The sequence below is a fragment of the Nocardia pneumoniae NBRC 100136 genome, assembly GCF_000308755.1.
GTDB lineage: Bacteria > Actinomycetota > Actinomycetes > Mycobacteriales > Mycobacteriaceae > Nocardia > Nocardia pneumoniae.
The window spans coordinates 103758-117222 of record NZ_BAGF01000084.1 but is presented as its reverse complement, the minus strand read 5'-3'; the positions used below and the strand labels follow the sequence as shown (position 1 = coordinate 117222).

Sequence of the window (13465 nt, the reverse complement as noted above, 5' to 3'; positions counted from 1 at the left end):
CGTTTCGACAAGACGGCATGTCCGGGTGCCGACGGGCAGGGCGGACGACCGACTACGTCCGAGGTGTGCGCATTAGGCTCACGGAGGTGACCGAGCCGAAGTCGAGTCCAGAGCGGAAAATCACCCTGTCGCGGCCCGCGGCGGAGACGGTGCATCCGGTGGTGCGGGTCGCCGCGGAGTGGGGCTGGCGGCTGCTGGTGCTGTTCGCGCTGGCGATCGCGATCACGGCGATCGTGCAGAAATTGGCCACGGTGGTCATTCCGCTCGCCATCGCGCTGCTCGCGGCGGCGCTGCTGGCGCCGCTGGTGGACTGGATGCAGCGACTGGGGATACCGCGCGCGCTGGGCGTCTTCGTCGCGCTGGTCGGGTCGCTGGGTGTGGTCGCTGGCATCATGACGTTCGTCGTCGAGCAGTTCGTCGCCGGTGTGCCGCAGCTGTCGGCCAAGTTCACCGACAGCATCCATCAGATCCAGGACTGGCTGATCAATGGACGGCTGCACCTGAGCAACGAGCAGATCCGCAACGCGGGCGACGCCATCGTCAAGGCCATCCAGTCCAATCAGGACAGCCTGACCAGCGGGGCGCTCACCACCGCGACCGTCATCGGCGAGTTGCTCACCGGTACCTTCCTGACCTTGTTCATCCTGATCTTCTTCCTCTACGGCGGGGATCAGATCTGGGATTTCGTCACCAGGATCGTGCCGACCGAGCACCGCGAGCGGGTGCGCACCGCGGGGCAACTCGGGTTCGGCACGCTGGTCGGGTTCGTCCGCGCGACCGTGGTGGTCGCCGCGGTGGACGCCATCGGCATCGGCGCCGGATTGGCGATCCTCGGGGTGCCGCTGGCGCTTCCGCTGGCCTCCCTGGTGTTCATCGGCGCGTTCATCCCGATCATCGGCGCGTTTCTCGCCGGATTCATCGCGGTGTTCATCGCGCTGGTCACCAAGGGGCTGGTCACCGCCCTGATCGTGCTCGGCATCATCATCGCGGTGATGCAGCTGGAGGGCCATGTGCTGCAACCGCTGCTGCTCGGCCGCGCGGTGAGCATCCATCCCCTCGCGGTGGTGCTGGCCATCACCGCGGGGGTGGTGATCGGCGGGATAGCCGGGGGTCTGCTCGCGGTGCCGTTCGTCGCGGTGATGAACACCGCCATCCGGTCGCTGCTGGAAGGGCCGGAGGAGCTGTTCGAGGAGCTGCGGACCGGCGAGGACCATCGCAGGTTGTATTCGGCCGAACCGGACCGGCCCGATCCCAGCCGGTTCGACGTGGCGGCGACCCTGGTCGAGGCGGCGCACCGGCAGGCGGCGCAGCGGAAAACCGTGGAACAGGACGCGGGGAAAGCGGGCGGGGAGGAAACGGCGGAACGGGCAGGCACGGCGAGGCAACGGGCGGAATCCGATGCGGGCGCGGAATCCGATGACGGCGCGGCGAACACCTGAGTTGCGCTCGGCCGACGTGGCGACCACGCCGCTGTGGCGGGCCGCCCAGGCGCTGCGGCTGGTCACGCTGCTGTACGCGGTCGGTCAGCAGATCGCCTCCGTGCCGTACTACAGCAACCAGCGGTTGAGCTGGGTGCTCATCGCGCTGATGGCCGTGTGGTCGGGGGCTTCGGCGATCATGTTGTCGCAGTGGCAGTTCCCCGGCGTCGCGCGCTTGCGCACCTGGGTGGTGATCGGCGATCACGTGGTGGTGATCGGTCTGATGGCCGCCACCAGGCTGGTCGCCGACTACGGCTGGTACCACGGACACCAGACGCTGCCGACCACGCTGTGGGCCACCAACGCGGTGATCGGCGCGGCGATCCTGCGCGGACCGATCGCGGGCGTGCTGTCCGGCGCGCTGATCGCCGCGGTGTCGCTGACCGTGCGCGACCAGTGGGGCGAGGACGTGTGGACAGATGCGACGGTGCCGGTGCTCGTCTCGGTGGGCCTTGCCTTGGGGCTGGCCGCCAACACCGCGCGCCGCGCACAGGATCAACTCGAGCGCGCGGTGCGCCTGACCGCGGCCGCCGAGGAGCGCGAACGTCTTTCCCGCGAGGTGCACGACGGTGTGTTGCAGGTCCTCAGCTACATCAAGCGCCGCGGCAGCGAGATCGGCGGTCCCACCGGGGAACTGGCGCGGCGCGCCGGTGAGCAGGAGATCGCGCTGCGGGTGCTGATCTCCGAGCAGGGCGATCGCCGAGACGAAGGCGGAGCCGAGGTGGACCTGCGTCCGCTGCTCACCGCGCAGTCCACGCCGAAGGTGTCGGTGTCGACGCCGGGCGATCCGGTGCCGGTGGGGCGCTGGGTGGCGAACGAGATCGCGGCGGCGGTGGCCACGGCGCTGTCCAATGTGGAGCTGCACGCCGGACCGGATGCGAAAGCATATGTGCTGCTGGAGGACACCGGCGACGAACTGGTGGTCAGTGTGCGCGACGATGGTGTCGGCATCCCGCCGGGCCGGTTGGCCGAGGCGGAAGCCGAAGGGCGGATGGGGGTCTCGCGGTCGATCGTCGGGCGGATCGCGGCGCTCGGCGGCAGCGCGGACCTGCTCACCGAGATCGATGGCGGCGTCGGGTTCGGCACGGAATGGGAATTCCGGGTGCCGAGATGAGGGAAGACGGGAGGCGCGGATGGCGGACCAGGAGGCCGGGACCATTTCGGTGATGGTGGTGGACGATCACCCGATGTGGCGGGACGGCGTCTCCCGCGATCTCACCGAGGCCGGATTCCACGTGGCGGCCACGGCCGACGGCGTCGGCGCGGCGACCAGGCGGGCCGCGGCCGTGCAGCCGGACGTGGTGCTGATGGACATGCAGTTCCCCGACGGCAACGGGGCGCAGGCCACCGCCGAGGTGCTGCGCGTCTCCCCGGGGACCCGGGTGCTGGTGCTCTCGGCATCGGCCGAGCGCGACGACGTCCTGGACGCGATCAAGGCCGGGGCCTCGGGGTATCTGGTCAAGAGCGCGTCGGCGGCGGAGCTGATCGACGCCGTTCGCGCCACCGCAGCCGGTCAGGCGGTGTTCACGCCGGGCCTGGCGGGTCTGGTGCTCGGCGAGTACCGGCGTATGGCGACCGCTCCGGCCCAGCCCGACGAGCCGCATCGTCCCGCCCTCACCGAGCGGGAGACCGAGGTGCTGCGGATGGTGGCGAAAGGACTGTCCGCCAAGCAGATCGCGGCGCGGCTGGGCCTGAGCCATCGCACGGTGGAGAACCACGTGCAGGCGACGCTGCGCAAACTCCAGCTGGCGAACCGGGTCGAATTGACCCGATACGCCATCGAACAGGGACTCGAGTAGTCCGGGAAAGTACGGCGGAATCGGGGATCGCCCTGATGCGGCCGTGGCCGCGCGCTCGGTAATCTCGATTGCATGGTCGGCCCCGAATCGGTATCCAATGCGGTCGGCTCCGGTGGCGACAACCCGGCGGTGTACACGGTGGGTGACCGGGAACTGCGGGTGTCGGACGCGGAGCGCGAACACGTCGGACAGCTCCTGCAGCGCGCGGTCGGCTTGGGCATGCTCTCGCTCGGTGAGTTCACCGAGCGGATGGACACCGCGCTGGCCGCGAAGACACGCGGAGAACTGAACGCCGTGCTCATCGACCTGCCCGGCGTCCGCCTGATCGGCAGGCCCGCCGCACCGCCGTCGACCTTCGTGAACTCCTCGCCCGCCTTCGGCAAGCCGGTCCAGCCGGTGCCCGGCTCGAACACGGCGGGCACCGTGATCCGCTCGCGTCTGTCCGCGGTCAATCGCCGCGGCCCCTGGCAGGTGGCGCCCAGGCTGTATCTGAACAACTGGCTGTCCGGTGTGACGCTGGACTTCACCGAGGCCATCATGTCGACCCAGGTGGTCGAGATCCGCGTCGACGACTACTGCGGTTCGGTCACCCTGATCGTTCCGGCCGAGGCCACCGTCGACCTGAACGGGCTGGAACTGATCGGTTCCAGCGTGAACAACAAGGTCCGCACCGGACCGCCGCTCGGCCCGCTGCACCTGGTGGTGCACGGCCGGATGCGGCTGGGATCGGTCACCGCCAAGCATCCGTTCCTGGCGCACTGGCGCCGATTGACGGGGCGCTGAGCCGACGCGAAAGTCGAGGTGGCGGATGCGGATCGGGGAGCTTGCCGAGCGTACCGGCGTCAGTGAGCGGTCCCTGCGCTACTACGAGCAGCAGGGGCTATTGGCGTCCGATCGCACACCGGGCGGTCATCGCGACTATCCGGAGCGCGCGGTGGACCGGGTCATTCACATCCAGGAACTGCTCGCGGCGGGCATGACCAGCAAGAAGATCGCCCGGATCCTGCCGTGCATGCGGGATGCGGACGGCGGCCCCAACGAGTACGCGACCCCTGCGCTCGTCGCCGAGCTGCGGACCGAGCGGGAGCGGATCACCCGCACGATCAAAGATCTCGTGCGGTCGCGCGAGGTGCTGGACGAGGTGATCGACCGGGCGGCCGAGCGTCCGGCGACCTAGGTGTTGACCCCGATGCGGCGGGCGAACGCGCGCAGCGGCACCCGCCGGTCGTGGTCGAGCAGTTCGGACACGATATGCCGGGGCAGCGTCTGGTATTTCAGCCAGTCCGCTCCGCCCACCCGTTCCGCGGTCAGCAGCGCGTCCAGCGCGCGCTGGTGCTGGCCGGTGCGGGTCAGCGCGACCGCGGTGTCGGCCAGGTGGCGGGCCCGGGACGCCTGCGGGAGACTTCCGTTGACCGGCATGTCCTTGGCGGCGGCCAGCGCCTCCGGGTAACGCTCGGAGGAGACGTTCACGTCGACGGTTTGCATGACCACCTGCGAAGGGCCGAAATAGGTCTCGTAGTCCTGCCGATCCCCGCCGATCCGCAGCGCGACCTCGCTCGCGGTCTCGACCAGCGCCAACGCGCTCTGCACATCCTGCGCCCGGCCCGCGGCGGTCGCGCCCTGCAACACCAGCGAGCCGTAGGCGGACAGATGGGCGGGCGTGACGTCGCCGGAAGGCTCCAGATTCGCCGCCGCGTTCAGCGCGACACCGCGTGACTCGTCGTAGCGTCCCTGCACCAGCAACTGCCAGGCGACCGAGCCGCGGATGGTGGCCAGCAGCAGCGGGTCGTTGCCCAGCTCGGCGGCGCCGAGCGCTTGGCGGATCGCGAGGAACGCCGGATCGGTCTGGCCGAGATGCACCAGTGTGCAGCCGGTTACCCAGTACATCCTGGCCAGCAGCTCGTTGGCGGGCGCGACCGAACCGTTGCGGGCGGCGTGCACGGTGGCGCGCAGCTGGGTCAGTCCGGGCGGCAGGATGGAGGTCAGCAGCTCGTAGCGGCCCGACCAGTAGGCGCCCCAGGCGTACTCGACCGCTCGGCGACCGTCGTCGAGGCTGACCGCCTCTTCCTCCTTGGTCTCCCCGAGCAGGTCGTCGACCGGCGTCAGCGCGCGGCGGATGGCGACGATGCCCGCGTCCGGGTTGGCGGACGGCACGCCGTGGCGTTTGCCGATGAGATCGGCGATATCCACGTCCAGGGCGCGCGCGATCTTCTGCAAGCTGGCGATCGAGGCGGTCTGGCGGCCGCCCTGCTCGAGCTTGCGCACCAGATCCACGCTGACCCCGGCCTGGTCGGCGAGCTGGCGCTGGGTGAGCGCCTTCCCGCGGAACTGGCGGATCCGAACTCCGATCGACGATTCGTCCATGTACCCAAGTCCTTTTGTTAAATCTGGGTTTCAGGGTACGACGCTATGCCATCGAACTCGACCGAAGTGGGACATTGCGTACGACTAGTTGGCTGCTAGTTGGAATACCGTTGCCTTTCTGCAACTTTGACAGCAAAGGGCGGCGGCAATGATCACCATGCCGAACAACACCGTGCAGGCCGGACGCGCCGATCGCGCGTGCGGGCTCGATGCACAGACCACGCGACCGGCGCGCCACAGCACCACTCGATCGGCACGCCTGGTCAGCGCCCTACCCGCGTTCTCCCGGCGGCGGGTGCGCGACCGGCACGAGTTGCTATGCCGAATGTCCGTTGTCGTCAGCGGATCCGGCTTCTTCGGGGCGGGGTAGGGCCATGTTCGAGAGCTGTCATTCGCCCCACGAAGTCGCGCGCCTGCTGCGGCATACCTACGGGCTGCCGGTTCAGCTTCTCGCCGGACGCCCGATGATCACCACCGGTTCCATCATCGGCGCGATCGTCATGCCGCCGGAACTGGGCCGCAAGGTCCTGACCCAGCTGGAACGCCACCACACCGCACCCGTGATCGCCGATCCGGGCGAACGCAACTGGACCTTTCTCGTCACGCCACCCAGCCCCGCACGGCCCGTGGAGGTCCCGATCCGGCGCTGCCTCGCCGGTCACCAGGTCACCGTGGTCCCGGGCGGCCGGACCCTCCTGCTGCCCAGTTCCGACTCACCGCTCGGCTGGCATTGGGCCGGTGAGCCCGCGCCCGGCGTGCTGCGGATGCCGCCGCGTTCCGCGGTGATCGAAGCCGTGCACGAGGTCATCGGCCTGCGTGCCTACTGACCATCTGGCGAAGACCGGCCCTCACTCGTCTGCCCGGGTGGGGGCCGGTCGTGTGTGGTGCGCCCGCGGCACCGGCGATCCGGCGACGATCAGGTAGATCTCGGCTGTCTACAGGGGTTACTACTCATGCCTGCGCGCGTGGTGGGAACGAGCATGAAGGCATGACTACCTCTCTCGATCCGGCGCTGCTCGCGCGGCTGTCCGGCGAGTTCACCACGCTGGGAACGCGGCTCGGTGTGCTCGGGCGTGATCTGGAACTGCTGCGCGAGCAGGTCGCCGCGGATTCTGCCGCAGGTGAGGGGGTTACCGGGGAGCTGGGGCGCACGCCATCCGTCGTCCAAGGAACAGCTTCGGAGGTTCCAGACACCCATCCGCGGGAGGCGCTGATCGAGCCGATGCCCGGTCGACCGACGACGTCTGGTGCGCCCAATGCGGTGGCATCGGCCACGCCGCCTTGGCCCGGTCCTTCTTCGGTGGCTGGTGCGCCGATTCCCGCGCCGCCGCCCCCGTATGCTCCTCGTTTCGCCCCGCCCGGCGGGGCATGGGGTGGCGGCGCGCCCTGGCCGCCGAACGCGCGGGGGCCGATGCCGGGAGTCGCGCCGCCCGTCCCACCGCGCGCTGGGCCGCGAGTGCCGCACACGCCATGGTGGCAGCGGGACGGGGTGATCAGCCGGATCCTGGCGTTGGCCGGTGTCGCGGTGACGCTGATCGGCGTCGCGATGTTGCTGGTGCTGGCCGCGCAGGCGGGATTCTTCGGGCCGGTGCCCAGGGTTGTCGCAGGTGCTGTGTTCTCGGCGGCGCTGGTGGGCGCGGGCGTGCGGGTCTTCGGGCAGACCGGAGGACGGGTCGGCGGGATCGCCTTGGCGGCCACCGGCATCGCCGGTGCTTACCTCGACGTGGTCGCGGTCACCGCGATCTACCACTGGCTGCATCCGGTGCTCGGACTCGCGGTCGCCTTCGGTGTCGCCGCCGCCGGCGTCGGTCTCGCGATGCGGTGGCGGTCGCAGCCGTTGGCCGTGCTCGTGGTGCTCGCCGTTGCCGCGCTGTCGCCGGTGCTGACCAGCCGCCTGGTACTGCTGGGGTTCTTGATCGTGGTGCAGGTGGCCTGCGTGCCGGTTCACCTGCCGCGGAACTGGCCGCATCTGCACGCGGCGCGGACGATGCCCGCGGTCCTCGCGACGTTCGTGTTCCTCGTTGGCGCCGTACTCGGTACTCCCGCGGCGGGTGAGCGGACCTGGCTGCTCGTCGCCGCGGCGGCGGTCGCGCTGGTCGGGCTCATCGGGACGATCGTCGTCGTCCGGCATCGGTCCGCCGACCTCACCGCCTCGCTGACGATGGCGGCGGCGCTGGTCCCGATCCTGGTGGCGCCCGGCATGTACGACGACCGGCGCGCTGCCGTGCTGGTGGCGTCGGTCGCCGCCGCGGTGCTGCTGCTCGTCGCCGCGGCGCCCATGCTGCCGAAACTCGGCGCACAGCTGCGTATTCCGCGCCATACCACGGTTGTCGCCGCCGTGGCGGGCTCGATTGCCTTGCTCGAGGCGTGCGTCGGCGTGTCGGACACGAAGACGCTGCCCATCGCTCTGCTCATGGTGGCGCTGGCCGTTCTCGGCGTGGCGGGCCAGCAGCGCTCCCGCGTCGCGGCCGGAATCGGCGCGGCATTCGCCGTCCTCGGCGGGTTCGCGCTGCTGAATGTCGCGGGTCCGGAAACTCTTGCCTCGCAAGCTCGTTCGGAGGCGAATCTGGGCTCGGCGACCGTGCTCGGCGCGGTGCTGGCCCTCGCGGTGGTCGCGGTGGCGCTGTGGTGCGCGCGACGGCTGCCCGGTCTGGCGGCAGGCGGCGAGTTGCAGTGGATCGCCGCGAGCGTCGCGGGGCTCTACGCGGTGACCGCGGCGACGGTGTCCATCGGCGTCGCGACCGGCACCCGGAACGGATTCCTCATCGGCCACAGCGCCGCGACCATTCTGTGGATGGCGGGTGCCACCGCCGCACTCCTGTTCGGATTACGCAGGCTTGCCAACGCAACCGCCGTGGCCAAACTGGCCCTCGGATCCGGGTTGCTGGTCACCGCGGCCGCTTTGGCCAAACTGTTCCTCTTCGACCTGGCCACCCTGGACGGGATCGTCCGCGTCGCCGCGTTCCTGGTCGTCGGCATCCTGTTGCTGCTGGCCGGAACCCGATACGCCCGAGCCTTCGCCGACGCGGGAGCGGACAGCGACGCGGCGGCTGGTTGATCTCGACCACATCGCATGCCGACCGAATGTCCCGAACCTCCCATGAGGTATGGGCATTCGGTGTCCTGGGCGGTCGGGGACAGGCGGAGCGCTCCGGCGATGCACATGGGCGACCCAACTGGCCAGGTCGGCCCGGATCATGGTGGGGCTGTCGTGGAGTCGGCGCATCGTCCGAGGCGCAGCGGCGTTCGCACCGGCGCGCTCGGTCGCTCACTCGCGTTCGCGGCGGCGCAGCAGTTCGTTCACGCTGACCGTGCGGCCCTCGCTGTCATGGTGCCGTCCCTCGCTCTGCCGCACGCTCTGACGGCGGGAGGAGCGGAGTTCGGCCATCCAGTTCTCGATGCTGCTGCGGTTGGTGTCCGGGCCGTTGTCCGGCTCCGCAGTCGGCCCGCTCTCGGGTGCGCGATGCGCGGCACCACCCGTCTCCCGCGACAGCGGCCGAGGGTCGGGCGGCGTGGACGGCTGGTGCGGCAGATCCACGGTGGGGTCCTGCGCGACTCCCGAGAGTGGCTCCTGTGCCTGGATCGGGCGCGGCGGAGGCGTGACGGACGGGACGATGGGCCGCGGCTCGTGCTCCGGCAGGGCCAGCGAGGGCGTGCCGACGTGCGACCGGTTCGGATCCCGCGGCGTGCCAGCGGACGGAGCCAGTCGCGGTCCTACGGCGTTATAGGTCGTCGCGGACATCGGCTCCGGTTGCGCTTCGGCCTGATCCGGCGCGAAGTGCGCGGCCTTCGGGATCTGTCCGATCCGCCGCGGACGGATCGGATCACTCGGCCGCGGCGCGGAATTCGTCGGTGGAGTAGGACGCCTCCTGGTCGGATCGTGCGGTGCGGGCGCGGGAGCGGTCTGCGGCATGGGCGTCGGCGGCGGCGTGCGGTCCAGCCGCTGCGTGGGCGCCTCGGCCTCGATCTCCGCGACGGTGCGCGGCTTGCGCCTGCGTGGCACCTTGTTGGCGGCCGTCACCGCGGGGATCTGCATGGTCACCGGGTCGGTGACCGGCGTGGTCTTGACCAGGTCGACGACATCGCCGCCGCCGGGGCGCTCGTCGTCGAGGATGGGTTCCCCGAGTCCGATCTTCTGCTGGACCTTCTTCATCCAGGCCGGGGCCCACCAGCAGTCGTCGCCGAGCAGCTTCATGGTGGCGGGCACCAGCAGCATGCGCAGGATGGTGGCGTCGATGAACAGCGCCGCGATCAAGCCGTACGCGATGTACTGCATCATCACCAGATCGGAGAACGCGAACGCGCCGACCACCACGAGCAGGATCAGCGCTGCCGCGGTGATGATGCGGCCGGTGTGCGCGGTGCCCGCCCGCACCGCCTCGGTGGTGGAGGCGCCCATCGTGCGCGCCTCGACCATGCGGGACAGCAGGAAGACCTCGTAGTCGGTGGACAGGCCGTAGATCACCGCGATGATCAGCACCAGCACCGGCGACATGATCGGCTGCGGCGTGAAGTTCAGCAGGCTCGCGGCGTGGCCGTCCACGAAGATCCAGGTCAGGATGCCCAGCGTGGAGCCGAGCCCGAGCGCGCTCATGAGCGCGGCCTTGATCGGCAGCACCAGCGAGCCGAAGGTGAGGAACATCAGCAGCGTGGTGACGAACATGACCAGCGCGATCATCGCGGGCATGCGGCCGAGCAGCGCGTCGATGCTGTCCTTCTGGATGGTGGGCTGGCCGCCGACGTAGAGCTGGACGTTGTCGGGAACGTCGATGGAGCGCAGGTATTCGATGGTCGGATCGGCGTTTTCCGAATCCTCCAGCGTCGCGCTCGTCCGGTAGACGTCGGGTTGGCTGTTGGAGCGGCTGGGCACCTCGAACTTGCCGGTGAGGCCGGGAGCCTCGCTGGCTTGCTTCCACACCTTGCCGACCGCGGTGCTGTCGTCGGAGACCATGACCAGCTGGACCGGATCGGTCTTCCGCAGGGGGAAGACGTCGTAGAACTCCTCCAGTGCCACGCGAGTCTTGTTGTCCGGCGGCAGGTATCGCTCGTTGATGCCGCCGAAGGCCAGGTTCTTCACCGGAATGATGAGCAGCAGCAGGCCGATGCAGATCGGCACGGCGATCTTCAGCGGGTGCTTCATCACCCACTGCGTGATCCTGCCCCAGAAGCCGTTCTCGATCTCCTCCGCGGTCTTGGTCTTGCGGAATCTCTTCAGGCCCAGCATGTCCACGCGCGGCCCGAGGACGCCGAGCATCGCGGGCAGGATCGTGATGGCGGTCAGCGCGGCCAGCGAGACCGTCGCGATGGTGCCGTAGGCCACCGATTTCAAGAAGCCCTGCGGGAACAGCAGCATGCCGCCGAGACTGGCGATGATCATGGTCGCGGAGAACACCACGGTGCGGCCCGCCGTCATCACCGAACGCCGGACCGCCGCCCGGGTGTCGTAGCCCTCGGCCAGTTCCTCACGGAAACGGCTCACGATGAACAGGCCGTAGTCGATGGCCAAGCCGAGGCCGATCATCGAGACCACGCCGGAGACGAACGAGTTCACCTCGGTGAACTTCGTCAGGAACATGATGATGCCGTTGGCGCCGATGACCGTGAGACCACCGACGACCAGCGGCAGGCCCGCCGCGACCAGTCCGCCGAAGATGAAGAACAGCAGCACCGCGACCGCCGGGATGGCGAGCATCTCCATGCGCTTCTGGTCGGCGGCCATGGTGTCATTGAGCGTGCCCGCGACCGCCTGCAAGCCGGTGACCTGGACGTCGACGCCCGGAATGTAGAAGACGTCCTTCACTTTCCGGAAGTTGCGCACCATCTCGGTGTCGTTGTCGCCGACGATGGCGATCGAGGCGAAGGTGTACTTCTTGTCCTTCGAACCGAAGAGCGAAGGAGATCCCTGCCCGGTCTCGGTCTGCCAGTAGGCGCCGTTGACCTTGGCGATCTCGTCCGGGTGCTCCTTGGGCAGCCGGTTGAGGCTGTCGACGATCTTCTGCCGGAACGCCGGATCGTCGATCGTCTTGCCCTCGGGCGCGGTGTAGAGCACGATCACGTCGCTGCTGTGGTCGCGCCCGAACGCCGCGTCGGAGATTCGCGCCGCCTCCGCGGATTCCGATGTCGGATCGTCCCATCCGCTGGAGCTGAGGTGGTGTTCCAGGCCGAAGCCGTATCCGCCTAGTGCCAAGAGGGCCGCGCTGACGATCCCGATGACGGCGAAGCGCAGCCGGTAGGCCAGATCGCCCCAGCGTGTGAACACTAAGCGACTCCTTGCGCAGGGCGAGAGGTGAGCAGTGCCGACAGCGGCCGGAACGGCTGCAGCCAGGCACCCTCGTCGGGCAGCGAGTCGAGGCTCACCCGGGGCAGTGGTTCACGGAATACGCCCGGAATGTCCTCGAGGTCGATGAATTCGAGGGTATCGGATGTGACGGCCCAACTCGCGTGCTCGCGGAAGCCGAGTACTTGCACCGGCACGCCCTTGGCGGCGAGTTCTTCCAGTGGTTCGCGAAACGCCTGGCCATCGGCCGACGCGACCATGATGCCCGCCAGACCGGCGCCGCGGCTGCGTAACGCGATGTGCGCCAGCATGTCGGCGTCGACATCGGAGTCGTCGTCGATCTTGGGTTTGGCGAAGACCGCGTAGCCGACATTGCGCAGCGCCTCCACCCACGGCCGCACGACGTCGGCGGTGCCCGGCGCGATATTGGTGAACACGGTCGCCTCGGGTTCGACGCGATGCACGCTGCCCACCGACAGCTCGGCGGTTCTGGCCAGCAGCCAGCGGCCGAGGGCGTCGAAACGCGGGCGGTAGGCGGCGGTCGGCCGCCCGCCGAGGATGGCGCCGAGGCCCATGTCGAGGTTCGGGGCGTCCCAGACCAGAAGGACCCGGCGCACGTCCGGCGCCGCGCCGCCCAGGCCTTCGGCTCCGCCTCCGTGCACCTCCCCGGCAACATCGACCACCTCGTGGGCCATCTCACTGACGCTCATTGGTCGATCTTCCCCCATATGAGCTCGGTGATGGCGCTACCGGCGCGATGCGCCTTGCCTTCGAATTTCGTGACGGGCCGTTCGAAACCGATCGGCGCGGTCGCGCGGTGCTGCGCGCTGTCTCCGCCCGTGGCCTCGTTCAACCCTCTGAGCAGCGGCTCCGCCATGCCGACCTGATGAATGTGCTCGGCGTAGCCGGCGTGGTCGGTGGCGACGTGCAAGACACCGCCCGGCTTCAGGCGGTTGGCGATCAACGCGACCGTCGCGGGTTGCAGCAGCCGCCGCTTGTGGTGGCGCGCCTTGGGCCACGGGTCGGGAAAGAACACTCGGACGCCGGTCAGCGACTCCTGGGCAATCATGTTCTCCAGCACGTCGACCGCGTCGCCGCGCAGCAGCCTGATGTTCTGGATCCCTTCGCGCTCGATGCGCTGCACCAGTTGCGCGAGGCCGGGCTGGTATACCTCGATGCCGATCAGGTTCAGATGCGGCTCTGCCTGCGCCATGGCGGCCGTCGCGGTGCCCGTGCCGCAGCCGATCTCGATGACCAGCGGCGCCTCGCGGCCGAACCAGGCGGCCGCGTCCAGTGGCTCGTCGGCCACCTCGCGACCGATCGTCGGCCACATCCGGTCCCAGGATTGCTGCTGGGTCGCGGTCAGCGCGCCCCTGCGCGACCGGAAGCTGGTGACGCGGGGGTACAGGCGGGAGCCGGTCTTGTGCCGAGGCCCGCCTTCGGCCGGAGCCGAAACTGTGGACGGCGGGCCCGGAACGGATTCGGCAGTATGGTTCACGGCGTCGTTCACGGCCTCCATTGTCCAGCATCCAGCGATCAGCGCGGCA

General features: G+C 69.4%; 12 protein-coding genes. 8 read left to right on the top strand and 4 right to left on the bottom strand.

Translation table 11 applies throughout. The annotated features are described in order from the left end of the window. Positions 1 to 86: 86 nt before the first annotated feature. The 5 genes from ON34_RS27335 to ON34_RS27315 all read left to right on the top strand — a co-directional run bounded on the left by ON34_RS27335 (position 87) and on the right by ON34_RS27315 (position 4454). Positions 87 to 1439, top strand: coding sequence for an AI-2E family transporter (locus ON34_RS27335; RefSeq protein ID WP_373291982.1), 1353 nt, complete (start codon positions 87 to 89; stop codon positions 1437 to 1439). Further along, complete coding sequence (gene macS / locus ON34_RS27330) at positions 1417 to 2592, top strand: MacS family sensor histidine kinase (RefSeq protein WP_040784779.1); 1176 nt, start codon at positions 1417 to 1419, stop codon at positions 2590 to 2592. The genes ON34_RS27335 and macS overlap by 23 nt, the downstream gene beginning before the upstream one ends. A 19-nt stretch (positions 2593 to 2611) precedes the next feature. Then, positions 2612 to 3277: a response regulator gene (locus tag ON34_RS27325; RefSeq protein ID WP_040784777.1), complete on the top strand. Its 666-nt coding sequence runs from the start codon at positions 2612 to 2614 to the stop codon at positions 3275 to 3277. A 138-nt stretch (positions 3278 to 3415) separates the two neighbouring features. Next, positions 3416 to 4060 (top strand): DUF1707 SHOCT-like domain-containing protein, encoded by a 645-nt coding sequence (locus ON34_RS27320; RefSeq protein WP_040784993.1) that lies wholly within the window; start codon positions 3416 to 3418, stop codon positions 4058 to 4060. 25 nt (positions 4061 to 4085) lie between these two features. Beyond that, on the top strand, positions 4086 to 4454 hold the full coding sequence (locus ON34_RS27315) for a MerR family transcriptional regulator (RefSeq protein ID WP_040784775.1): 369 nt from the start codon (positions 4086 to 4088) through the stop codon (positions 4452 to 4454). On the opposite strand, the gene ON34_RS27310 is transcribed toward ON34_RS27315, so the two are convergent. Next, positions 4451 to 5641, bottom strand: a complete 1191-nt coding sequence (locus ON34_RS27310) for a helix-turn-helix domain-containing protein (protein ID WP_040784773.1) — start codon at positions 5639 to 5641, stop codon at positions 4451 to 4453. The genes ON34_RS27315 and ON34_RS27310 overlap by 4 nt on opposite strands. A gap of 148 nt (positions 5642 to 5789) precedes the next feature. On the opposite strand from ON34_RS27310, the gene ON34_RS27305 reads away from it, so the two are divergent. The 3 genes from ON34_RS27305 (at position 5790) to ON34_RS27295 (ending at position 8699) form a co-directional block, all read left to right on the top strand. Further along, entirely contained in the window at positions 5790 to 6011 is a 222-nt protein-coding gene (locus tag ON34_RS27305) for a hypothetical protein (RefSeq protein WP_040784770.1), read from the top strand. Positions 6012 to 6015: 4 nt separating this feature from the next. Beyond that, positions 6016 to 6468: a hypothetical protein gene (locus tag ON34_RS27300; RefSeq protein ID WP_040784769.1), complete on the top strand. Its 453-nt coding sequence runs from the start codon at positions 6016 to 6018 to the stop codon at positions 6466 to 6468. Between the two features lie 161 nt (positions 6469 to 6629). Then, positions 6630 to 8699: a DUF2339 domain-containing protein gene (locus ON34_RS27295; RefSeq protein ID WP_040784767.1), complete on the top strand. Its 2070-nt coding sequence runs from the start codon at positions 6630 to 6632 to the stop codon at positions 8697 to 8699. A gap of 210 nt (positions 8700 to 8909) precedes the next feature. On the opposite strand, the gene ON34_RS27290 is transcribed toward ON34_RS27295, so the two are convergent. Genes ON34_RS27290 through trmB form a run of 3 tightly spaced genes read right to left on the bottom strand, consistent with a single transcriptional unit; the run spans position 8910 to position 13437 of the window. Next, the gene (locus ON34_RS27290; RefSeq protein ID WP_040784765.1) at positions 8910 to 11900 is read right to left on the bottom strand and encodes an MMPL family transporter; all 2991 of its coding nucleotides are present in this window, start codon (positions 11898 to 11900) and stop codon (positions 8910 to 8912) included. Beyond that, complete coding sequence (locus ON34_RS27285; protein WP_040784763.1) at positions 11900 to 12628, bottom strand: NYN domain-containing protein; 729 nt, start codon at positions 12626 to 12628, stop codon at positions 11900 to 11902. Before ON34_RS27285 ends, ON34_RS27290 begins: the two co-directional genes overlap by 1 nt. Beyond that, the gene (gene trmB / locus ON34_RS27280; RefSeq protein ID WP_040784761.1) at positions 12625 to 13437 is read right to left on the bottom strand and encodes a tRNA (guanosine(46)-N7)-methyltransferase TrmB; all 813 of its coding nucleotides are present in this window, start codon (positions 13435 to 13437) and stop codon (positions 12625 to 12627) included. Before trmB ends, ON34_RS27285 begins: the two co-directional genes overlap by 4 nt. Positions 13438 to 13465: the final 28 nt, after the last annotated feature.